This window comes from Sorangiineae bacterium MSr11954 (genome assembly GCA_037157815.1).
In the GTDB taxonomy this organism is placed as follows: domain Bacteria; phylum Myxococcota_A; class Polyangia; order Polyangiales; family Polyangiaceae; genus Pendulispora; species Pendulispora albinea.
In genome coordinates, this window is sequence record CP089984.1 from 3,729,113 (window position 1) to 3,750,384 (window position 21,272).

General features: G+C 65.1%; 17 protein-coding genes. 9 read left to right on the top strand and 8 right to left on the bottom strand.

Annotated features, from left to right (window positions below):
- Positions 1–45: 45 nt before the first annotated feature.
- A complete protein-coding gene (locus tag LZC94_14820; protein ID WXB18500.1) occupies positions 46–438 on the top strand; it encodes a VOC family protein in 393 nt (130 codons plus the stop codon).
- 55 nt (positions 439–493) lie between these two features.
- Here the strand turns inward: LZC94_14820 and LZC94_14825 are convergent, their stop codons facing one another.
- A complete protein-coding gene (locus LZC94_14825) occupies positions 494–1,912 on the bottom strand; it encodes a S8 family serine peptidase (GenBank protein WXB18501.1) in 1,419 nt (472 codons plus the stop codon).
- A 375-nt stretch (positions 1,913–2,287) separates the two neighbouring features.
- Between LZC94_14825 and LZC94_14830 the strand changes: the two genes are divergently transcribed.
- A complete protein-coding gene (locus tag LZC94_14830) occupies positions 2,288–3,556 on the top strand; it encodes a hypothetical protein (GenBank protein ID WXB18502.1) in 1,269 nt (422 codons plus the stop codon).
- Between the two features lie 92 nt (positions 3,557–3,648).
- Here the strand turns inward: LZC94_14830 and LZC94_14835 are convergent, their stop codons facing one another.
- The 5 genes from LZC94_14835 to LZC94_14855 form a co-directional block, all read right to left on the bottom strand.
- Complete coding sequence (locus LZC94_14835) at positions 3,649–4,569, bottom strand: pirin family protein (GenBank protein ID WXB18503.1); 921 nt, start codon at positions 4,567–4,569, stop codon at positions 3,649–3,651.
- Between the two features lie 61 nt (positions 4,570–4,630).
- Entirely contained in the window at positions 4,631–5,575 is a 945-nt protein-coding gene (locus LZC94_14840; protein WXB18504.1) for a LysR family transcriptional regulator, read from the bottom strand.
- Between the two features lie 65 nt (positions 5,576–5,640).
- Positions 5,641–6,648: a fatty acid desaturase gene (locus LZC94_14845; GenBank protein WXB18505.1), complete on the bottom strand. Its 1,008-nt coding sequence runs from the start codon at positions 6,646–6,648 to the stop codon at positions 5,641–5,643.
- 158 nt (positions 6,649–6,806) lie between these two features.
- On the bottom strand, positions 6,807–7,376 hold the full coding sequence (locus LZC94_14850; GenBank protein WXB18506.1) for a hypothetical protein: 570 nt from the start codon (positions 7,374–7,376) through the stop codon (positions 6,807–6,809).
- Position 7,377: 1 nt separating this feature from the next.
- On the bottom strand, positions 7,378–9,750 hold the full coding sequence (locus tag LZC94_14855; protein ID WXB18507.1) for a TonB-dependent receptor plug domain-containing protein: 2,373 nt from the start codon (positions 9,748–9,750) through the stop codon (positions 7,378–7,380).
- A 309-nt stretch (positions 9,751–10,059) separates the two neighbouring features.
- Here LZC94_14855 and LZC94_14860 point away from each other — a divergent pair, with 309 nt between their 5' ends.
- Genes LZC94_14860 through LZC94_14880 form a run of 5 tightly spaced genes read left to right on the top strand, consistent with a single transcriptional unit; the run spans position 10,060 to position 14,665 of the window.
- Positions 10,060–10,881, top strand: a complete 822-nt coding sequence (locus tag LZC94_14860) for an ABC transporter ATP-binding protein (GenBank protein ID WXB18508.1) — start codon at positions 10,060–10,062, stop codon at positions 10,879–10,881.
- Positions 10,878–11,588 carry an ABC transporter ATP-binding protein gene (locus tag LZC94_14865; protein WXB18509.1) on the top strand — a complete coding sequence of 237 codons (711 nt, stop codon included), beginning with the start codon at positions 10,878–10,880 and terminating at the stop codon, positions 11,586–11,588. The genes LZC94_14860 and LZC94_14865 overlap by 4 nt, the downstream gene beginning before the upstream one ends.
- A 1-nt stretch (position 11,589) precedes the next feature.
- Positions 11,590–12,462: a branched-chain amino acid ABC transporter permease gene (locus LZC94_14870; GenBank protein ID WXB18510.1), complete on the top strand. Its 873-nt coding sequence runs from the start codon at positions 11,590–11,592 to the stop codon at positions 12,460–12,462.
- Positions 12,462–13,451, top strand: coding sequence for a branched-chain amino acid ABC transporter permease (locus tag LZC94_14875; GenBank protein WXB18511.1), 990 nt, complete (start codon positions 12,462–12,464; stop codon positions 13,449–13,451). The genes LZC94_14870 and LZC94_14875 overlap by 1 nt, the downstream gene beginning before the upstream one ends.
- Positions 13,448–14,665: an ABC transporter substrate-binding protein gene (locus LZC94_14880; protein ID WXB18512.1), complete on the top strand. Its 1,218-nt coding sequence runs from the start codon at positions 13,448–13,450 to the stop codon at positions 14,663–14,665. The genes LZC94_14875 and LZC94_14880 overlap by 4 nt, the downstream gene beginning before the upstream one ends.
- Before the next feature lie 598 nt (positions 14,666–15,263).
- Here the strand turns inward: LZC94_14880 and LZC94_14885 are convergent.
- Together LZC94_14885 and LZC94_14890 are read right to left on the bottom strand one after the other, a co-directional pair.
- On the bottom strand, positions 15,264–16,529 hold the full coding sequence (locus LZC94_14885) for a S8 family peptidase (GenBank protein WXB18513.1): 1,266 nt from the start codon (positions 16,527–16,529) through the stop codon (positions 15,264–15,266).
- Entirely contained in the window at positions 16,526–17,854 is a 1,329-nt protein-coding gene (locus LZC94_14890; GenBank protein ID WXB18514.1) for a S8 family peptidase, read from the bottom strand. The genes LZC94_14885 and LZC94_14890 overlap by 4 nt, the downstream gene beginning before the upstream one ends.
- Positions 17,855–19,006: 1,152 nt before the next feature.
- Between LZC94_14890 and LZC94_14895 the strand changes: the two genes are divergently transcribed.
- Both LZC94_14895 and LZC94_14900 read left to right on the top strand, forming a co-directional pair.
- Positions 19,007–20,293, top strand: a complete 1,287-nt coding sequence (locus LZC94_14895; GenBank protein WXB18515.1) for a lipase family protein — start codon at positions 19,007–19,009, stop codon at positions 20,291–20,293.
- Between the two features lie 104 nt (positions 20,294–20,397).
- Entirely contained in the window at positions 20,398–21,123 is a 726-nt protein-coding gene (locus tag LZC94_14900) for a hypothetical protein (GenBank protein WXB18516.1), read from the top strand.
- Positions 21,124–21,272: the final 149 nt, after the last annotated feature.

Consider the following 21,272-nt stretch of genomic DNA (forward strand, 5'->3'; position numbering starts at 1 on the left):
GCGAAAAAAGACGTTTTGGTTCGTTATTGAAAGTAGGAGAGAAACATGAAGATCAAGCTGACCAACGTATACGTCGACGATCAGGACAAGGCTCTGCGCTTCTATACCGAAGTACTGGGCTTCGTGAAGAAAGCAGACTTCAGCAACGGCCCCTTCCGCTGGCTCACCGTGGCTTCGGCCGAGGAGCCGGAGGGCACCGAGCTGCAACTGGCGCGGAACGACAACCCGGCGGGAAAAGCCTACCAACAGGCGCTGTTCCAACAGAACCAGCCCGCGGCCAATTTCTACTCCAGTGATCTGCAAGCCGACTACGAGCGCATGAAGGCGCGCGGCGCCGAGTTCACCATGCCGCCCACCGACGTGACCGCGTCCAAAATCGCCATCTTGAACGACACCTGTGGGAATTTGATTCAGATTACGCAGTTGACGCGCGGGTAGCGCGGATATTCCACCGAATGGGCGCCCCGGTGGGGCGCCCAGCTGGACGGGCGCGTCATTCCCCGGTCTCGAGTACGCTCGCCAGTGCCTTTTGTATGTTCAATGTGCCAAAGCCGGCTAGGTTGTTGGGAAATACGTCGTCCGCGATTCCGCCGCAGCTCTGACCCGCGGGGGCGGTTGCATCGGCGCTGCTCGCGATGGCGTTCGTCACCTGTTCGAAGGTCATGTTCGGACTGACCGAAAGCAAAAGCGCGACCCCGCCGGCCACGTGTGCAGCGGCGAACGCCGTTCCACTCTTGGTCTCATAGCTCGTGTCGCGGGTGAGACCCGCCGAGAGTACGTGCGATCCGGGCGCGACGAGGGTCGGAGCGATCCGCCCATCCACGCTTGGACCCCGGGACGAAAACGGTGAGACCTCCCCGTTCGGCGTCGTCGCGCCAACGCTGATGATGTTGGGCTGATCGCCGGGCGAGTGGGCCGTCGCGCAGCTCGGGCCATGATTCCCGACGGCGAATACCGGGATGATCCCGGCGGCTCTCCACGCGTCAATGATCTCATTGTAGAACGTGTGCCCCCGGCCACCACCAAACCCGGCCACGACGACATGGGGTGCAGCTTCGCAGGCGTCTCCCCTAGGACAGAGCATGAATTCGCCGCATTTCAAGAGAGCGGAGTCCGCGCAGCCCTCGCTCCGGCATGCTGCGCACGCCATCCAGCGTGCGTCCGGCGCCATTCCAATACCGTTTGCACCCACGGCAATGCCAGCGATATGCGTGCCCGTGCCCACGGGGTCGTAAGGTGTCAAGAGCCCATCCACGGCGTCGTACCAGCCATGGTTCTCGAGCCCGCGAAAGTTTCCGCGGAGCGCTTCATGGGTCCCGCGTACCCCCGAGCCGATGAGACCGACCACGACACCCGCGCCGGTGAAGCCGCTCTCCCAGGCCCGAGGCGCCCCCGTCCGCTCGATACCCCACGCGATCCCTCGAGCCGAAGGTGAGACGGCCATGGTCTCCACGGCCGCATCCGACGCGACGCGCGCGTCGAGAGCAATCTTCGCGACATCTGCGCGCGCAGCGAGCTGGCGAAGAAGGTGCGGCGCCGCCCCCTTCACGAGCACGGCATTCACGATGTGAAATGACGTCGTCGCGGCGCCCTGTTCGGTGAGCCACGTCCGGAGCGATTGCTGCGCGTTCACGGCATGCGCGACCAGACGGCGATGCACTTCGGTCGTGCGCTCGGCCCGCGAGGTCGGGAGCGCCTCGCTCCCCAAATCGGCTTTGCCCTTCGCGTATACCAGCACGTCGGAAGGCGGATGGCCGTCGACCATCGCCCGCGCGACGCCGTCGCCTAAAAGCGCGGCGCCCGATGGCGACGCGAGACCCGACGATTCGAGACCGGACGACGCAGGTGTCGAGCTGCATCCCGCGCTCAGCGCCAGCGCGAAGATCCATGTGTCGATGGCAAACCGTTTCATGATTGGACCATGCCCCCCGATTAAGGCGATGCCCTCGTCACGGCGCGGGTTCCCCGTTGCGGCCGCCGGCTCGAACACTTCGTGACAGCCTCGTGCGCCCCTGCGAGAATTTGGTGTCAATTAGACATCTGTAACTACCGCTCTCTCCGCTGCCCGTGGCCCGTTGCGCGAGAGGCCATTGCGCGTCGCGACGTCCAGCGTCGTAACGCGCATTGTGCCTCGAAGCGAAAACGAACGCCCCCCGAATCGCGGTGTGGCGTCTCGTCTTCTCTTTCTCTTCTCGTGGAGCCCCTCCATTGTACGCGACAACCCCCCAGGTGATGGCGTTACGATGGCCGTTTCCGCGCGCAGCCCGCGGCGGATAGGAGGGGTCACATGCCGACAATCACCGTGGAGATGGTTCGGGAGATGAACAAGCGCCTCGAGGCTCGGGGCAGCACGGTCTTCATCGCCGAGCGGGAGTTCGACGGAGCAAATTACGACAAGCAGATGATCGCGCACCCGCCGGACTCGATGGTGGCGCCCTTGCTGATCGACGAGATCGTCTACAGCAACTGTTCGTCGACGGCGCAAGACGTCAAGGCGAGCGTGGACAAGACGGTGACCAATCAGGTCAAGTGGTACGTCAAGGCGGGGACCAAGATTGGCTGGAAGGTCGGCTTTGCCGTCAATGCGCTGTTCGTAAAAGCCTCGAGCGAGTTTCAGTTCGAGATCTCGCTGGAGGGTGGCAAAGAGGGGACCGAAACGGAGGCCATCGCCTACAAGTTCGAGACGCCGCTGCGCATCCCAGCCATGAAAAAGCTCGTCTTTCAAGCCATTTTGCAGCAGGAAAAGGTGCAAGACGTGCCCTTCACCTTGCACGTGTTCCTGATGAACGGACAGGTGGCCGTGGTGCCGCGGGGCCTCCGGCGATTGCGGCGCTATTGGAACGGGAACGAGCACTTCTACACCATCCACGAGGAGCACCCGGAAGACGGCGGTTACGGCGAGGAGACGTCGCCCGGGTACATCTTCGAGACCCAGCAGCCGGGGACGGTGCCCCTCTACCGCTATTGGGATGGCGGCGATCATTTTTACACCACCAACTACGGCGAGCTCGGTGAAGGGCGGGGCGGCTACACCAAGGAGGGCATCGCCGGATACGTGTACTCATCGCCCGAGAATGGCGCGATCCCCTTGTATCGTTATTACAACGGCAAGGATCACCATTACACGTCGGACTACAACGAATTGGGTGAGGCGCGTTACGATTACGTCAAGGAGGGGATCGCCTGCTATGTCGTGCCCCAAGCGGTCGCGGAGTCGGGTTACCCGCGGGACGTCGCGTCGCTCCTCCCCTCGTTGGGCGACCGGACATTTACCCTGACCGGCAACTTCCGCGGCGAGTCGACCGTTCGCAACGCGAGCATCCTCACCTTCGAAAAGGAGCTGACCGCCGAGCAGTGTGCCATCCTCGGCGGCAGCGTTCAGTCCTTCTCCGCGGGCCCGAACCCCGATGCACCCGTGGCGCTGCTCGCCCCGGGCTTCTACATGCAGCGCACCGGCGAAGCCAACCGTGAGAGCACCGAGATCTTTGCGGCGGGCCAGCCCGGCGTTCGCGTGATCGACGCGGCGGCCTCCGACTTCCGCGCCGTCGACCCATGATTCGAATCACGAAAGCGTAGCCACGCGCAGGATCGATCCGAGCGCCCCTCGGCGCTCGGCGATCCCTGCTCTGCACGGGCCTGCGTTCGGCGTCACTCCGGGATATCGCCGAACTTTCCGGTGTTGACGTCGTGAATCGCTTGCTCGATTTGCTCGACGCTGTTCATGACGAAGGGGCCATAGGCGACGATCGGCTCATCGAGCGGCTGGCCGGCCAGGACGATGACGTGCGCCGCTTCTTCGGCGACGAGCTCGAGGCGCGCGCCGTCATTGGCAAAGAGGATGAGCTCCCCCGCGCCCACGAGCGCGTCGCCCGCCCGCACGCGGCCCTCGGCGACCACCGCCAGCGCGTTATGGCCGGACGGAAGGATGACGGGCCATCGCGCGCCCGCCGCGAGCTGGGCATCGAGCATCGTGACCGGTGTAAAGGTATGGGCCGGACCTCGGGCGCCGGCATGCTCCCCGGCGATGACCCGGACCTCGCCGCCTCCTTCGACGGGGACCGTCGGGATTTGCGACGCCATGATGGGTTGGTATCCGGGCGCCGCCATCTTGTCGCGCTTGGGGAGGTTCACCCAGAGCTGCATCATGTGCATCTTTCCGCCGCGGCGGGTGAAGCCCTCCTCGTGGTACTCCTCGTGAAAGATCCCGGCGCCCGCGGTCATCCACTGCACGTCGCCGGGCCCGATCACGCCGGCGTGCCCCGCATTGTCCCGGTGCGCCACCGCGCCCTCCCACGCCAGGGTGACCGTCTCGAACCCGCGGTGCGGGTGCCATCCCACGCCGCGCTTGCCGCGCGCGAGCGGCGCGAACTCCTTGGCGGGGCCATAATCCATGAGCACGAAGGGGCTTACGCGCTCCGCGGGGACCTTCTCGCTCGGAAAATACGTCGATACGTGGAAGCCGTTGCCGACCCAGTGAAAGCGATTGCTCGGAACGACGCTCTCGACGGTGCGAACCTCGTGTGCGCGCGCTCGTTTCGACGTGACGGATGCTGTGGTCTCGGTGCTCATGGCGCTCAATCTACGGACGGGGGGCGACCTCGCGATACTGCAGGTGCCGTGAGAGGTTCCATCACGTCGTGTGATGGGTCGCGCGGCGCGCCACCTCGGGCTCGATTTCGCGGAGGCATAGCTCGGAGAGGCGCTGCTGCGCCCATCGCGCCACCGGGCCGAGCACGGCCCCGCGCCGCCAAACGAGCACGAGCGAGCGCCGCAGCGGGCTGCTGCCCCAGGCATCGAGCAAGAGCTCCACCAAGCGCCCCGCGCGCAGATCGTCGCGAACGAGGTGCTCGGGCATATGTCCCCACCCGAGGCCGCTTGCGATGAGCGCGTGCTTGGTCGCTTGGTCGACCACGCGCCAGGTGCGCGGTGAAAAGACGCCCTGCACGTCGGACGTGTCGGCCGTATCGCGATGCTCGCCGAGGATGATTTGCACCGCGTCCTCGAGGCCCGCCGCGTCGATGGCACCGACCCGCTTCGCCAGCGGGTGCTCGCGCGCCGCGACGGAGACGAGCCGCACGTCGGCGATGGGGCGCCGCTCGAGATCGCGCGCGTCGGCGTCCTCCACCGCGATGCCCCACGCCGAGCGCCGCTCGCGCACGTGGGCGGTGACCGCCGAGAGGACGTCGGTAAAGAGCACCAAGGAGACCTTCGGATGCTCGGCCGCGAAGTCCTTCGCGAAGGGCACCAGCGAAGCGGTGGGAAACAAGGCGTCGACCACGATCGACAGGGAGGTCTCCTCGCCGCGTTTGAGGTGCGCCGCCAGCTCCTCGAGCGCGTCCACGTCGCCTTCGATCTTTCGCGCGGCGGCCACGATGGCCTCGCCATGGCGCGTGAGCCGCGGCACGCGCCCCGATCGATCGAAGAGCCGCAGCTCGAGCTGCGCCTCCAGCCGGTCGATCGACTGACTCACCGCGGCCTGCACGCGCCCGAGCTTTCGCGCCGCGCCCGAGAAGCTCCCAGCCTCGGCGACCGCGCGCAACGTGCGCAATTGTTCGATGGTGACCCCTTCGAGCATGGTTGCACCCTATCCGTTACCGCACGCGATGGGGGCACGAAGTTGTCCTCGCGCGCCGCGGGCACTCACGGCTGACGGACGCGCCCGGCGATGACATCGCGATAGAACGAAACATACGAGCGCTCGACCGTCACGATGCGCGGTTTGACCAGCTCATGGAGCTTGCGGACGTTCCACATGGGTACGCCGTGGTGATAATGATGCGCGGTGTGCAGATCATTGCCATTGACGAACCAGCTCACCAGCCGCGACGTCTCCATGGTCCGCGTATTGGCGAGCACGTCCGGCTCGGACATGGCGTCGAGGCCAAAGTGCTCGGGCAGCTCGATCAAGAAGTGGACGCCCTCGGCGATGAACAGGGTCGGGATCCACCAGGCGAGGGCGAACGGCAGCCGCAGCGCCGGCCAGCGGGCCGCGGCGGCGAGGGAGGCGAGCCAAAGGACGAAGTACAGCGCGTATTCATGCTGAACTTTGCGGTTCACGGCCGGCTTGTCGATGCCGGGCACGGGGCGGCCAAGGAGGGTGCTCCATAGAATGTGTGCGATACGCCGGTAGCGACCCAGGTCGAAGATGGCGCGCACGAAGCCGGAGAGCGAGTGGAGGTTCGCGTACCGGTAATTGAAGTGCTCCCGGTTCTTCGGGGTACCGAGCCACGCGTGGTGGCGCACGTGATCGTAGCGGGAGTGCGAGTGGGAGATGGACATGAAGGCTCCGCACGCCACACCGAACAAGCGATTCATGGCGGGCGCGCGAAAAATGTGATTGTGCAAACATTCGTGCTGCAGCTCGATCAGGTGCGCAAACATGAAGCCATTGACGAGCATCGCGACCCCGACGATGGCCCAGCTCGAGCACACCACGATGGCCGCCGTCGCCGCCGCGATCAGGCCCATCGCAAAAAAGAACTTGGAGACGAACCGCAGGGGGCGGCGCTCGAAGAGCTCGGGCGGCAGCTTGCGGCGAATGTCTTCGCCCTTCGCGGACGCGAGCTGGATCTCGAGATCGCCTTCGAGCTCGCCCCCAGGGGCGCGGGTGCGAGGGAGCGTATGGAATGCGAGCGGATTGGTCGTCATGGGCGGGGCGCGATCTTAGCGAGAACGAAAACGCTTGTCCGAGGTGGAGGTCGACCGGATGTCGACTTCTCGCCACGCTTCGTCTTTTTGCGTCGTCTTTTCGACCCCAGGGACCGGGTAGCACCTTGCGTCGGCGCGTGTGGGCGCGCTCCAATGCGTCAAAGGTCGACGCCGACCGTCCTTTGGCAGAATTTGCCCGAGAGGCGCGCGCCGTTTTGGGCCAGTTCGGCCGGACAAGCCTCGGCGCGGTAGTCGTGCGGGGGCGCATGTACAGTGCCCACGACGGTGACGGCATCGCTTTTCATGACCAGCGCGCTGGTCGTCGAGGGCTGCACGGCAATCGTTCCATTCTGGCGGATGGTACCGGTGGTGGTCAGCGAATAGTTTTGACGCGGCTCCTCGTCCTTCTCCAGGTATGCGCAGTGGTCGAGGACGTAAGTGAGGTGGACTTCCGTTGCCCCCTGAACGGGATTCGAGGTGGCGGTGCCAAAGATCCGGGCCGTTCCTCCGAGGGGGCAGGGGATGGTGCGATCGTGCTCCCCCACCGGCTTGCCCTGCAAGGTCAGATTGAAGACCAGCTTCATGGTCTCCCGAACCCCGCGAAGCGCGATGGACTCCTGGCACACCTCGTCGCAGGGTGGGGGAGCGGGCGTGGTGCCGCCGTCTTCGCAAGAGGTCGCGACGAGCCCGAGGATCCCCGCCGCGACCATGCCCCGTGCTCGCGTCATCTCAAAATCCTCCCTCCAATCCAATGCTTGGAATCGTGACCGGCCCGATGGTCTGCACGTCGCAGCCGCGAAGTGTGCAGTTGGTGGAGACGGCCTCTTTGGTCAAGGTGGCGTTCATCCACTCGGCCACCAGCGCGAGCCAGCCGCTCTTGCCGATCGACCAGCGCTTCTCCAGCCGAAGGTCGACCCGAAAGAACGCGGGCAAGCGGCTCGTATCTTGGCCGCTCGCATCGGCCGCGCGCGGGACACCCGTGTAAAAGACCAGCCGTGTCCCCGCGCGCCAACTCCGGCCGAGGTCGAAGGCGACGGCGGCGTTGGCCACGTGCGTTCGGTCGAACGACGCGATGAACCGCTCGCCGCGGGCATAGCGCGTCGAGCGCGAGAGCGTATAGGAGAGAAACCCGCCGATTCGTTGGGTGAGCTTTCGCTTCAAGAGAAACTCGAACCCGTACGCGGTCCCTTTGCTTCGCACCTCGAAGACCTCGACGGCGCGCTCGTCACCGCGGCTGCTCGCCGCTTGACCTCCGCCGCCGCTGCGATCGGGGCCGATGGTCCCGATTGGAAATCGCGGCCCGCAATAAGGCGTCCACCCGAGGTGGCGGCCGGCGTTGTCGCCCCCCAAGGTGTCGGCCGGAAAGGCGCCGGGCGGGCACCCTCCGGGATCTTGGGGCAGAGAGCCGAGGGGATCGCTCATATCGAAGAACGTATTGTGAAACGTCGACATGGTCAGGGTGGTCCCGGTCCCCAAGCCGACCTCGAGGCCGAGGCTCTCTTGCACCGAGCGCTGAAGCCCCCCGCTCAATCCGCCCGGCTGAAATCCAGGTATGGGAATGACGAACGCGGGCGGCTGGTGGGCGACGCCGAGCGCGGTCAGGACGCGAACGTGATCGCTCACCGCCGCGCGGGTCATCAGCCGTGGGTCGGCGCCGAGCGCGGTGGCTCCCTGCGAGGCGAAGAGATCGAGCCGCGCGCCCGTGGTGACCTCGAAGCCGCGAACGGGCTCGTAGACGACGTCGCCGCGCACCCCCATGGTCAAGTCCGTGCGCGAAGGAAAGTAGCGCGCCGCGCGTGACGCCGTGGGCGAGAGCTCGTCGTCGTTGACGAAGACCGCATAACTGTCGAGCTGCACGTCGCTCCCCGCGCGCACCACCACGTTCGGCGACACGCGATGAACGATCTCGGTCCGGGTGCCCATCATGCGGTCGCGCATGAAGCGCCCCTCGGAGAGGCGCGTTCGATCGAGGCCCAAGGTCAGCGCCGTACGCAGGGTGCTATCGGGCCCCAACCGTCGTTCGTAGCGAAGATCGAGGCGGTGAAACTCGGTCGCAAAGAGCGGTAAGGTCTCCGTGGGCGTCTTCTGCGCCAGAAAGTCGTACGAGCCAAAGGTAAATAGACTGATTCGATCGCGCGAGGTGAGGTCGTAGGCGGCGCGCGCTTGGTAATCCCAATAATCGAGTATCGTGTCGGACGCCAGCCGCGAGAGCAGGGCCGCCGTATAGGAATATCGCCCGCCGAGCGACACGATGCCGCGTTGGTTGGCGAAGGGGGTCTCGATCCAGGCGCCCGCGTCGAAGAGCCGGACATTGAGCTCGCCGCGCGTCTCCGGGCGAAGCTGCGTCATTTCCCCGGAGACGATGCCGCCCGCGAAGCGTCCAAAGCGGGCCGGGTATCCGCCGGGGTAGAGATCCACCCGCTCGATGATGGCCGGATGGATCACCGAGGGGCCCGCCCCGACATGAAAGAGGAGCGGGACGCGCACGCCGTCGATGAAGTACCCCACATTGCCGGGCGGCGCACCGCGCACGAAGAAGAACGGGAGCCCGGACACCACCGGCGTGACCCCTGGCATCATCTCGATGGCGCGAAACGGATCTCCGAAGGCCCCCGGGATCTCTCGGACCTCCGCGCGCGACAAGCTCACGGTGCGCGAAGGCTCCCCGCGCTCCCCGCGCACCCGCACCTCTTGGATCTCCGAATCGGAGGCGGGGGCACGCGCGCGCGGCGCGGCCGGCGGTGAGAGCGGCGGGGCCTCGCGCGCGCGCTCGTCTTCGGGGGGCGGGGGAGGCTCGCGGAACGCGATCTCCATTCGAATCTTGGATGCTACTGCAATGCCATCGCGTGTGGCCGGTTGAAAGAGAAAGAGCGAGGCGGCCGCGACGGCCGCGGAGGCAAAGGGCTCGGCGCCCGTCTCCACCACGGCCGAACGAACGGTGCCGTCGAGGTTCACGGTGATCACCACGACGACAACGGCCTCACCGCGCGCACCTTCCGGATAAGGAACCTCGGACTCCGAGACGAGCACCGGCGCTGCCGTTTGCGATTGACCCCAAGCCTGCCCGCCGAGGCTCGTGAGGCTCGCGACGAGCGCCCCCATGAGCCCGCGGCGAATCGCGAAGGACCTTGGGAGAGGGAGCCGTGGCATGGATCCCATAGAGTGACTCTTCGGCATCGAATGGGCGCTGCCAAAGTGCACGGAGCAGGAGCGATCGTCGCGGGCACCATGACCTAGATTTCGAGCGTGCGGCCTACGTTCTCCCGGACATGGAGCTTAACCGATTATCCGACCAGAAGCATGAAATACGGAATTTGACGCGGCTCGATCGTCCCCCGTCGACTAGGATCCCACCCCGAACTTGGAGGGCGCGCGCGGAGAGACTGCGCCGGTTCAAGTTCGAGGAGCGAGATGAACGAACAGACCCCGCCCGGGCCCTTGTTGCGCTGCCAGGACGTGCGCGTGCGCTTCGGCGGGATCCTGGCGCTCGACGGTGTCGGCTTCGATGTGAACGAGGGCGCGATCGTGGGCATCATCGGGCCCAATGGCGCGGGCAAGACGACTTTGTTCAACTGCATTAGCCGCCTGTATCCCGTTCACGGGGGCGATATCTCCTTCGCCGGGCGCTCGCTCCTCGCCACACCACGACATCGGATCGCCGCGCTCGGGATCGCCCGCACGTTTCAAAACGTGGCGCTGTTCGACACCTTGAGCGTCGCCGAGAACGTGATGCTCGGGGCGCACCGCCGCTTCGGTCGTGGGTTCGTGGCCGATGCGCTGCGCCTGCGCTCGGCCGTGCGCGCCGGGCGCGAGCTGTCGAACGAAGCGGAGCGATGGCTGGCGATGCTCGGGCTCGAAGGCGTGGCCCAAAGGCGGGTGAGCGATCTGCCGTTCGGTACGCGAAAGCGCGTCGAGCTGGCGCGCGCGCTGGCGGGCAAGCCGCGCTTGCTGATGCTCGATGAGCCGGCGGCGGGTCTCAACCACGCGGAGGTGGAGGAGCTGACCGTTCGCATCCGCTCTTTGAAGGAGCGCTTGGGGCTCACGATCTTGCTGGTCGAGCATCACATGCACGTCGTCATGAGCCTCTCGGATACCGTCATCGCGCTCGACTTCGGGCGTCGCATCGCCGCCGGCACACCGCTGCACGTGCAGCAGCACCCGGACGTGATCCGCGCCTACCTCGGGGGCCCGCCGCACACAACACGATCCTCGAGCGCGAAGGTGGCGTCATGAGCTTGCTCACGGTGCGCGCGTTGAACGCCGGCTATGGCCCCATCCAGATCCTTCGAGGCGTCGATCTCGACGTCGCCGTCGGCGGTGTCACCGCGGTGCTCGGAGCCAATGGCGCAGGCAAAACGACCCTGCTCCGAGCCCTCTGCGCGATGATCGAGCGCGACGGCGAGATCCGTTTCGATGGGGCGCGCATCGATCGCGTGCGCACCGAAGATCTGGTCCGCATCGGCATCGCGCACGTGCCCGAAGGCCGAGGGACGTTCGCGAACTTGACCACCGAGGAGAACCTCCGGCTGGGCGCCTACACGCGCCACGACCGGGACGGCATCGCGCGCGATCTCGAGCGCATGTACCGGCACTTTCCCCGCCTCCAGCAGCGGCGCGCGCAGCAAGCCGGCACCCTCTCCGGCGGCGAGCAACAGATGCTCGCCCTCGGGCGCGCCCTCATGTTGCGGCCGAAGCTCATGGTCCTCGACGAGCCCTCGTTCGGTCTGGCCCCGCTGGCCGTCAAGGAGGTGTACTCCATCCTGGAACGAATCAACGGCGAAGAAGGCGTCAGCATCCTCGTCGTCGAGCAATACGCCGCCATCGCGCTCGACCTCGCCGACCATGTTTGCCTTTTGGAGACCGGGCGCGTGGTCATGAGCGGCTCCCCTCGCGATCTGCGCCGCGACGAGTCCATCCGCCGCGCCTACTTGGGCTATTGAAATGGAGGCGCTTTTGCACCAGGTCTTGGCCGGCCTCGCCAACGGAGGCATTTACGCGAGCCTCGCGCTGGCCCTGGTCATGATTTACCAGGCGACCCACCTGGTGAACTTCGCGCAGGGGGAGATGGCCATGTGCTCCACCTATGTGGCCTCGGCCATGATCCAAGTGGGGTGTCCCTATTGGGTCGCGTTCGTGGCGACGGTCGCGGTGTCGTTTGGGATCGGAGCGCTCATCCAACGATTCTTGCTCCGGCGAACCGAGCGCGCGCCGGTGCTCTCGGTGGTGGTCATCTTCATCGGCCTCCTGGTGACCCTCAACAGCCTGGCGGGCTGGATTTTCAGCTACACGATCCGGACATTTCCCAGCCCGTTCCCCGCGGAGCCCATCTTCGGCAATCCATATCTGGGCACCCACGAGCTGGGCGCCATCGGCACGACCTTGGTCGTGCTTTTGCTGTTGTACGTGTTCTTTCGCTTTACCTCGCTCGGCCTGGCGATGCGGGCGGCGGCGCAAAACCCCGACTCGAGCCGGCTGGTCGGGGTTCGCGTGGAGGTCATGCTGGCGCTGGGATGGGGGCTCGCCGCGGCGGTGGGGGCGGTGGCGGGGATGATGGTGGCGCCGATCGTCTTTCTGGATCCGAACATGATGTCGGGGACTATGCTGTATGCCTTCGCGGCCGCCCTGGTGGGGGGCATCGACAACCCGGCGGGCGCCGTCTTCGGCGGCTTTGCCGTCGGCGTGCTCGAAAACGTCCTCGGCACCTATGTCGTCGGCACCGAGCTGAAATTGACGGTCGCCCTCGTTCTCATCCTCGGCGTGTTGATCGCGCGCCCCTCCGGGGTATTCGGCAAAACCCTGGTGACGAGGGTCTAATGGCCAACAAGCCCGTGGCCTCCTCCCTGGGACTGCTCGCGCTCGGCGCTCTTCCGTTCGTGCTCAGCGACTACCGGGTCTTCCAGCTCACCATGGTCATGATCTCCTCCATCGCCCTCTTGGGCCTCAATCTGCTCACCGGCTACGGCGGCCAGATCTCCCTGGGCCACGGCGCCTTTTATGGAATCGGCGCATACACCACCGCGATCCTCGTTCACGAGCTCCAGGTGCCCTATGGGTTGACGATTCCATGCGCGGGCATCGCGTGCGCGCTCCTCGGCTTCCTCTTTGGCTGGCCCGCGCTGCGCCTCGAGGGGATCTACCTTGCCCTCGCGACATTCGCGTTGGGGGTGGTGCTGCCGCAGATTCTCAAGTACCGCGGCATCGAGGGTTGGACGGGCGGCGTGCAAGGCATCACCTTGACCAAGCCGGAGGCGCCGTTCGGGCTCCCGCTCTCGGCCGATCATTGGCTGTACTATTTGTGCCTCGCGATTGCGCTGCTCTCGTTCGTGGTGGCGCGGAACCTGGTGCGCGGGCCCACGGGCCGGGCGATCGTGGCCATCCGCGACCACCGCATCGCCGCCTCGTCGGCCGGTATCGACACGGCCATGTACACGTCGATCACGTTCGGGATCAGCGCCATGTACGCGGGGATCGCGGGATCGCTGGGCGCGCTCACGGTGCAGTTCGTGGGCCCGGACAGCTTTTCCATTTATTTCTCCATTGGCTTGCTGGTCGGGATCGTGGTCGGCGGAGTCGCCACCATCTCCGGGGCCATCTATGGGGCGCTCTTCATCCAATTCGTGCCGAACATCGCGGACGATGTCTCGAAGGCGGCCCCTTGGGCCATCTACGGCATCGTCCTCATCGCCTGCGCGCACGTCATGCCCTCTGGCGTGGCCGGATGGCTCGAACGGCTCTCCGCCCCGCGCAAGGTGCTCGAATCCACTCGTGCCGAACGTATGACATTGACCCAGGAGGAACCATGAACGAGCGATCTTTGGCGGTATGGACATTCGCGGCGGCCTCCTTGCTCGCCCTCGGATGCAAAAAGGGCGAGGCCGGCGCAGAAAAGAAGGCCAGCGCGCTGAGCGAGCCTGAAATCAAAATCGGGCAAACGATGCCGTACAGCGGCCCGGCCTCCGTCTATGGAACCATCGGTAAGCTCGAGGCAGCTTACTTCAAGAAAATCAACACCACCAAAGGCGGTGTAGGCGGGCGCAAAATAAACCTGATTAGTGTGGACGACGGCTACAGCCCCCCCAAGGCCGTGGAGCAGGCGCGCAAGCTGGTCGAGCAAGATCAGGTGCTGCTCCTCTTCCAGCCCCTCGGCACGCCATCGAACGTGGCCATTCAGGATTACCTCAATACGAAAAAAGTGCCGCAGCTCTTCGCGGCCACCGGCGCCACGCGCCTGGGGGATCCGGAGCATCACCCGTGGACCATGGGGTTCAACCCCAGCTACCAGCTCGAAGGCAGCATGGTGGCCAAGCAGATCACCACCAAGCAGCCCGGCGCCAAAATCGCCGTTCTCTACCAAAACGACGACTACGGCAAGGACTACCTCAAAGGCCTGAAAACCGGCCTGGCCGACAACGCCAAAATGATCGTGGCCGAGGCCACCTACGAAGTCTCCGACCCCACCGTGGACTCCCAAATCGCCACCCTCAAAGCTTCGGGCGCCGACACCTTCGTCAACATCGCCACCCCCAAATTCGCCGCCCAAGCCATCCGCAAAGCCTACGACATCGGCTGGAAGCCCACGCAATACCTCAACAACATTTCCGCCTCCGTGGGCACCGTGCTCACCCCCGCGGGCCTGGACAAATCGGTCGGCCTCGTCACCGTGGCATACTACAAAGACCCGGTCGACAAGCAATGGGACGACGATCCCGCCATGAAAGAATGGCGCACCTTCATGAAGGAGTATTATCCGGAGGGCAGCCTAACCGACAACATCAACGTCTACGCCTACATCGTGGCGCAAACGATGGTGCAAGTGCTGACCCAATGCGGCCCCGATCTCTCGCGCGAGAACATCATGAAGCAGGCCGCCAATCTGGACTTCGCACCCGACTTGCTCCTCCCCGGAATCAAGCTCAAGACGAGCCCGACCGACTTCTTCCCCGTCGAGCAACTTCGATTCGTGCGCTTCGATGGGAAGGACTGGGTTCTCTTTGGGGACGTGCTCAGCGTGAATTGAGCACGAACGCAGGAGGCCCGCCGGAGCTCCCGCCCTCGAGATCCGGGGTTCGAGACGGATTCGAGAGCGGGAGCTCGTATCGTGAATGACTGGGTTCTCTTTGGGGACGTGCTCAGCGTGAATCGAGCACGAGCACGTGGGGCCGGCCGGAGCTCCCGCCCTCGAGATCCGGGGTTCGAGATGGATTCGAGAGCGGGAGCTCGTATCGTGAAAGACTGGGCTCTCTTTAGGGATGTGCTCAGCGTCAATTGAGCACGAACACGTGGGGCCCGCCGGAGCTCCCGCCCTCGAGATCCGGGTTCGAGACGGATTCGAGAGCGGGAGCTCGTATCGTGAAAGACTGGGCTCTCTTTAGGGATGTGCTCAGCGTGAATCGAGCACGAGCACGTGGGGCCGGCCGGAGCTCCCGCCCTCGAGATCCGGGGTTCGAGACGGATTCGAGAGCGGGAGCTCGTATCGTGAAAGACTGGGTTCTCTTTGGGGATGTGCTCAGCGTGAATCGAGCGCGAGCACGTGGGGCCGGCCGGAGCTCCCGCCCTCGAGATCCGGGGTTCGAGACGGATTCGAGAGCGGGAGCTCGCACACGTGAATGGGCGAGTTATTCGAGTTTCGAATAGAGCAGTTTGTTCGGTGAGCCGGTCCCTGGATTTTTGACGACGTTGGGGGTGCTTGCGCGGAGGATGGCGCCGACCACTTCGGCAGGGGGCGCGGTGGGGTGTAAGCCAAGATAAAGAGCCGCGACGCCGCCGACCAGCGGCGCGGAGTAGGAGGTGCCGCTATCGGTGGACGTGCCCGAGGTGCCGGAGCGGCTGGGGCCCGTGATGTTGACGCCGGGGGCAAAGAGGCCGACGCACGTTCCCGTGTTGGAGAAGATGGCCTTCGAATCGCGTTGATCGGTGGCCCCGACGGTGAGCGCGCCCTTTGCGCCTGCGGGCGAGCTCTGGCAGGCATCTCGGAAGTCGTTTCCTGCCGCGATGGACCAGAAAATGCCGGCTTGGACCGAGCGCTCCACCGCCTTGCGCATGTTGGTCATGTTGGGCTCGACTAGATCGGAGCGGAGGCTCGCGTTGGCCACCGCGGGCTTTTTGGCGTTGGCCGTGATCCAATCGATGCCTTTGATGATGCCATCGTCGGGGCCCGAATTGTCGGCTTTGAGGACCTTGACCTCGACCAGCTTTGCCTTCTTGGCCACGCCGTAGGTCTTGCCGACGAGGAGCCCGCCATCGAGGCTGCCGTGGCCGTGGTTGTCGGTGCACGTCGGGCCCTCGATGAAGCTCACGCCACATGATGCGCGGCCTTCGAAGTCGCCGTGTTGCTGATTCACGCCGCTGTTGAGATCGTAAATCGTGACGCCCTCGCCCAGGGCGGAGTAGTTGTAGTTGGCGTCGAGGGGCAAGTTTCGCTGATCGATGCGATCGAGGTGCCAGGGCGGGTTCGGCTGGGTGCCATCGGTGGAATCGATGGCCAAGGGCGCCTCCACCCCGCCTCGTACGTAATGGGATTGCGTGACGGATTCGACGAGCGGATGGCGCGCCAAGAGCTCCGCGCCGCGTTCATCGAGATGGGTCACCGAGAAACCATGCAGGACCGTGGTGTACGTGAACCCCAGGGTGCCGCCCACCCGGGCGAGGAGCTCCCCCGCGAGCTCGGTCACTTGGCGCTCGGCGTCCAGGCGCGCTCCGGGCGGGGCGCCTCTCAGGACGACGACGTACCTTCCCTCGATCGCGTCGGGACCGGCGCCTCGAACGAGCGCGCTTTGCGATGAGGTACCCGTCACAGGATCGTTCGTGTCCGTGGCGCATCCGGCGATGACCAGCGCGAGGCCGGCAAGAGCGGTGAAGCATCCATAGTGTGTGGCTTTCATGGCATTCCCCCTTCACGTGAAAGTTCGTCCGTTGATTGTTCCGAGCTGGTGAAACCCGTGTTGACCAAGAGATTCGTCGTATCGAGGCCCGCCCCCGTCACCTTGGCGACCGCCCCCGTAACGAGGGCGTCCCGAACTTGTTGCGGGGTCGCCGATGGATGGCCGGCGAGGTAGAGCGCCGCGACGCCCGCCACGTGCGGTGTCGCCATCGAGGTGCCGTTCATGGTGGCGGTGGTGCCGCTCAACCCCGTGGAGACGACGCCGGTGCCGGGGCCAAAGAGATCCAAGCATCGACCGTAGTTGCTGCCGTTCACGCCGTTCCAGTCGCTCGGAAGCGCGCGGCCGTCTTTTTTGTTGGTCGCGCCCACGGTGACCAGCTCGCTCACCCGCGCCGGTGAGTACGAGCTGCAGGCGTCCCGGTTGTCGTTGCCGGCGGCGGTGAAGAAGACCACCCCCGCCGCCGAGACCTTCTTGGCGCCTTCGTCGATGGCCCTGTCGCCGGAGGCGAATACGATGCTGTAGTTGAGGACCGCGGGGAGCTTCCGGTTCCGAACCACCCAATCGAACGCCTTCAACGATTGCTCGCTGGTGCCTCGCCCGTCGCATCCCAGCACCCGCAGGGCGACGCCCTTCGCCTTTTTGGCCACCCCGTAGGTCTTGCTCAACACCGTGCCGGCCGTGTGCGTGCCGTGGCCGTGGCAATCGTTTGGATCCGCGTCGTTGTCCACGAAGTCGTAGCCGGCCGAGACGCGGTTCTCGAAGTCCGGATGCGACCGCTTTACGCCCGTGTCGAGCAAATAAGCCGTCACGCCCTCGCCCGCGCTATCGGGGTAGGTGTACGAATTGCTCACCGGTAGATCCCGCTGGTCGATTCGGTCCAAGCCCCACGGAGGGTTTTGCTGGGTCGCGGAGAGCTGGCTGATTTGAACGCGGGACACGTAGCGCACCTGCGGATTGGCCGCCAGCGCACGGGCCGCTGCCTCCGGCATGCTCACCGAGAACCCTTTGATGGCGTGCGTAAAGGTAAACCGCGCCTGGCCACCGTACTGGGCCACCAGACCGTCCACCGCCGGCTGGAGGGCGTCGACGTCGTCGCGCAAGGCTACGATGTAGCGCTCGGGGACCGCCTGATCGAGCGTCCCCAAAATGATGTCCGAGCCCGAGCCTGAACCTATTGTAGGTACAACCGATTGGCGATCGGAGCCCGGTTGCGGCTCGTCCTCCCGAGGCTCGTCGGACGCGGCCCCGCTGCAACCCGCCGCCCCCAGGAACATGGCCGCAGGAACCGTCCATCGTGCAATGAAACGAAGCTTCGAACGTTGCATGAATACCTCCCTCGCATCGATTTTTCGCGCGCCGAGCACGCGCCGCCGCTCGCGCGACGTTTGCGCGGTTGCGGACGTCGGGAGTGCCCGGCGATTCGACATACGATGTCCGTCGAATGGTTTGTCCGAACGACTCTGGCGTTCGTTCGGTGATAGGATTTCGTGACGTCTTTTCGTGTCGCGCGCAGCGACCGTTGTTCACGATCTTGGAATTTAAATCAATATGTTTAATGGAGTCGATGCCGTGCGTTCATTTCATGATACGAGACGACCAAAAACGCGCGCGCCGGCGCGCGATGCAACGATTCGTGGCGTCGATTGTGATGGTCAATGGTCGTCGTTAAATGCCAATCAACGACGCCGTCGACGGACATCCGTAGAGCTGTATGGCGATGGGTTGCGAGCTCGATGGCGACGGTTGAGCAATCGTTGAAATGAATCCATCGCGTCGATGGACCTACGTCCGGATTCATCGCGTGGCGAAGCTCGTCGTCATGGCTTGCGTTGCACCATGACGACAATCGACACGCTCGCGGAGCCACGCGAGCGACGAATGTCGGGACCCCTGCGACGATTCAGGATCACGTCCTGCACGGCCGGCGGCTTCCTCATGCGTTGTACATGGCGCAGAAGCGCGCGCCGGCATTGCCGCGCACGTCCTTCCGCCAAGCCCATCCACGAGGGCACCGGTTCCCAGCGCATTGTCGTGAGCGATTTCGAGACTTTCGGGACGAATACTCCTTTGCGGGAAAACCAAACGGTCGATACTCGAGCGCCAGGCGGTGGAGTTGGATTTGCAACCTACCCGATGCTGGATGCTCGATGGGTCGAGTGGAAAACGGTGAGCTTCTAAATACGAGCATTCCAGGAACAGTCAAGTTCCTCAATCGTACGCATGGATACCGTCGCAAGACGCGCAGTTGCCTTGACTCGTCGCGTTATTGAAATCGTGGTATGATGGGGAATGATAGCCGTTTCGTACAAGCCCCCGACTCCGGCGATAGCTTATCGTTCACTTGCGCTCGGGCCGTAGCCCCATATCGCGCTCGGTCATTTTTACCCACCCCAGATTCACACTCGCCCACACGCCAGTCGGGAGGTCGTATGAGGCACGCATCCTCGTCGCTACTTGGAATCGCTATTGGTGCAACCATGTCGGTGGCGTGCGGTGCAACCGCCGACGCGCCCGATGAAAATGCCGGCCTGGTCGGCCAATCCGTATCGACCCTGGCTGGGGCGGCGCCGACCACCGGCTCGAGCGGGGCGGGGAGCGTGTCGGCCGCCGCGCCGGGGGTCGTTCCACCGAGTCAGGACCCATTCTATGACGTGCCCTCGGACGTCGCGCGCTACGCGCCCGGCGCGGTGATCCAATCCCGTGAGATCGTACCCAAGTGGGCTTTGGGAACTCTTCCGGCGGTGCACGCCTGGCAAGTTCTGTATCGCACCAACGATGGAGAGGACGCACCCACCGCCACCGTCGCGACCATCGTGATTCCAAATGAGCCATGGCGCGGTCCCGGTACGCGGCCGCTCGTCTCCTATCAGAGCGCGGAGGACTCGGTGGGCATCGACTGTGCTCCCTCGTACTCGTGGCGAAATGGGATCTTTGCCGGGCTGGGTGAGCCGCTGGCGGATCCCTTGGCGGTCGCGCCCGCGCTGCTCGCGGGGTGGGCGGTGGTGGTGCCCGACTACGAAGGACCGAAGGGCATGTTTGGCGTGGGTCGGATGGCCGGTCACGGTGTGCTCGATGGGATCCGCGCGGCTTTGAGCTTCGCTCCCGATGGCTTGAACGAAGGAACCAAGGTCGCGACCCTCGGGTACTCGGGCGGCGGTCTCGCGACCGGGTGGGCCGCGGAGCTTCAAGGCAGCTACGCTCCCGAATTGAACTACGTCGGCTCGGCGACGGGCGGCACCCCCGCCAAGCTCCTGGACGTCGTAAAGTGGCTCACCGGTCCGGGACGATATGCGGCCGGCCTCGGGGCCGGAGGGATCATCGGCATCCTGAAGCAATATCCGGAGCTGAAGAGGTTCCTGAACGACAAGGGCCGCGCCATGTTCCAAAAGTACGAAAACGCATGCGCCCTGCAGTTGGTCGCGGGATTGCCTTTCGCCGACATCCAACAATACACCAGCTCTCCGGACCTGTTCGCCGAGCCGGACGTCGTCGCCGCCGCCGAACGCCAGAGCATGGGCCGGCAAGCGCCGAAGGCCCCCATGGCGAACTACCACGGCATCATCGACGAGGTGGTCCCGTTCGCGCAAAGCAAGCGGACGGTCAAGGAATGGTGCGCGGGCGGCGCGACCATCAAGGTGGACTGGCCGCTGCTCGCGGAGCACGGTTTGGGCGTCGTGCCGTGGTACCTGGATGGCTACCAATTCCTGCACGGGCGTTTTGCGGGGAAGACCCCCGTCAACGACTGCTGGTGGGCCGGTCGCTGATGGGCTCCCGCCCTTCCCACGCCCGCGGAAGATGCGTCGCGCCGCGCGCGAAGCCGCCATCGTGACCTTGCCGGCCCTGCACACGTTGCTCTACGTCTCATGGCATGACCATGTCGCATGGGAGCTCGTTGGAGAGCACGCTTTTGCAGCTTCATGTCGAGGCGCTGTTCACGCACGATTCCAAGGAACGCCTCCTCTCGACCAATGAGATCGGCCCGGTGGCCGCGCCCCGCTTTTACCTCGCGCGCACGACCACCGGCCACCTTTGGCGCGTACGGCACGACGTGCCCGACACCATCGCCCGCTCGCTCGTCGAGCTCGCCGCCAGCGAGCCAGCGAGCTCGGACCTCTCGGCGGCGCCCCGGCACCTCGATGCCTATCGCGAGCTTTTGGAGTCGCTGCACCCGGTCGACGAGGTGAGCGCGGGGCCCGCCTTCTTCTTCCCTGACGAGGTCGAGCGGCCCGAAAATGTGGTCACCATCGATCCCACGAACGCCCATTTGCTCCACCCATTTGGGTTTTCGCCGTACGAGCTCGCCGTTGGATTGGAATCGGGCCGCCCGTTCACCGCGATCGTCGAGGATGGCGTTGCGCGATCGATGTGCCATTGCGCGCGCTTCACCGATCGCGCGGCGGAGGCGGGGGTGCGCACGCTCGCGGACTTCCAAGGCCGCGGCTACGCGCCCGCGGTCGTCGCCGCTTGGGCCTTGGCCGTGCGCGCGGTGGGACGAATTCCACTTTACAGCACCTCGTGGAGCAACCTGCGGTCGCGGGCCGTCGCGCGGCGGCTCGGGCTGGTGACATATGGCGCGGAGTGGAGCCTCCTGTGAGGTCGTAGGCGCGCGCACGCGGCGGCGAAGTCGAAAGATCGGTTCACGCCGAGAATAGCCTCCCCATACAAGTGTCGCCGGCGGCGCCTTGATACCTTTGGATATGCGCTTTGGCGCCCACCCATTCAGCGCTCGTTTTTACCTCGCGC

What these genes read in the sequence shown, in the direction of transcription:
- LZC94_14820 (WXB18500.1), top strand. Translation starts at nt 46, where the DNA reads ATGAAGATCAAGCTGACCAACGTATACGTCGACGATCAGGACAAGGCT.
- LZC94_14825 (WXB18501.1), bottom strand. Translation starts at nt 1,912, where the DNA reads ATGAAACGGTTTGCCATCGACACATGGATCTTCGCGCTGGCGCTGAGC.
- LZC94_14830 (WXB18502.1), top strand. Translation starts at nt 2,288, where the DNA reads ATGCCGACAATCACCGTGGAGATGGTTCGGGAGATGAACAAGCGCCTC.
- LZC94_14835 (WXB18503.1), bottom strand. Translation starts at nt 4,569, where the DNA reads ATGAGCACCGAGACCACAGCATCCGTCACGTCGAAACGAGCGCGCGCA.
- LZC94_14840 (WXB18504.1), bottom strand. Translation starts at nt 5,575, where the DNA reads ATGCTCGAAGGGGTCACCATCGAACAATTGCGCACGTTGCGCGCGGTC.
- LZC94_14845 (WXB18505.1), bottom strand. Translation starts at nt 6,648, where the DNA reads ATGACGACCAATCCGCTCGCATTCCATACGCTCCCTCGCACCCGCGCC.
- LZC94_14850 (WXB18506.1), bottom strand. Translation starts at nt 7,376, where the DNA reads ATGACGCGAGCACGGGGCATGGTCGCGGCGGGGATCCTCGGGCTCGTC.
- LZC94_14855 (WXB18507.1), bottom strand. Translation starts at nt 9,750, where the DNA reads ATGGGGGCGCTCGTCGCGAGCCTCACGAGCCTCGGCGGGCAGGCTTGG.
- LZC94_14860 (WXB18508.1), top strand. Translation starts at nt 10,060, where the DNA reads ATGAACGAACAGACCCCGCCCGGGCCCTTGTTGCGCTGCCAGGACGTG.
- LZC94_14865 (WXB18509.1), top strand. Translation starts at nt 10,878, where the DNA reads ATGAGCTTGCTCACGGTGCGCGCGTTGAACGCCGGCTATGGCCCCATC.
- LZC94_14870 (WXB18510.1), top strand. Translation starts at nt 11,590, where the DNA reads ATGGAGGCGCTTTTGCACCAGGTCTTGGCCGGCCTCGCCAACGGAGGC.
- LZC94_14875 (WXB18511.1), top strand. Translation starts at nt 12,462, where the DNA reads ATGGCCAACAAGCCCGTGGCCTCCTCCCTGGGACTGCTCGCGCTCGGC.
- LZC94_14880 (WXB18512.1), top strand. Translation starts at nt 13,448, where the DNA reads ATGAACGAGCGATCTTTGGCGGTATGGACATTCGCGGCGGCCTCCTTG.
- LZC94_14885 (WXB18513.1), bottom strand. Translation starts at nt 16,529, where the DNA reads ATGAAAGCCACACACTATGGATGCTTCACCGCTCTTGCCGGCCTCGCG.
- LZC94_14890 (WXB18514.1), bottom strand. Translation starts at nt 17,854, where the DNA reads ATGCAACGTTCGAAGCTTCGTTTCATTGCACGATGGACGGTTCCTGCG.
- LZC94_14895 (WXB18515.1), top strand. Translation starts at nt 19,007, where the DNA reads ATGTCGGTGGCGTGCGGTGCAACCGCCGACGCGCCCGATGAAAATGCC.
- LZC94_14900 (WXB18516.1), top strand. Translation starts at nt 20,398, where the DNA reads ATGACCATGTCGCATGGGAGCTCGTTGGAGAGCACGCTTTTGCAGCTT.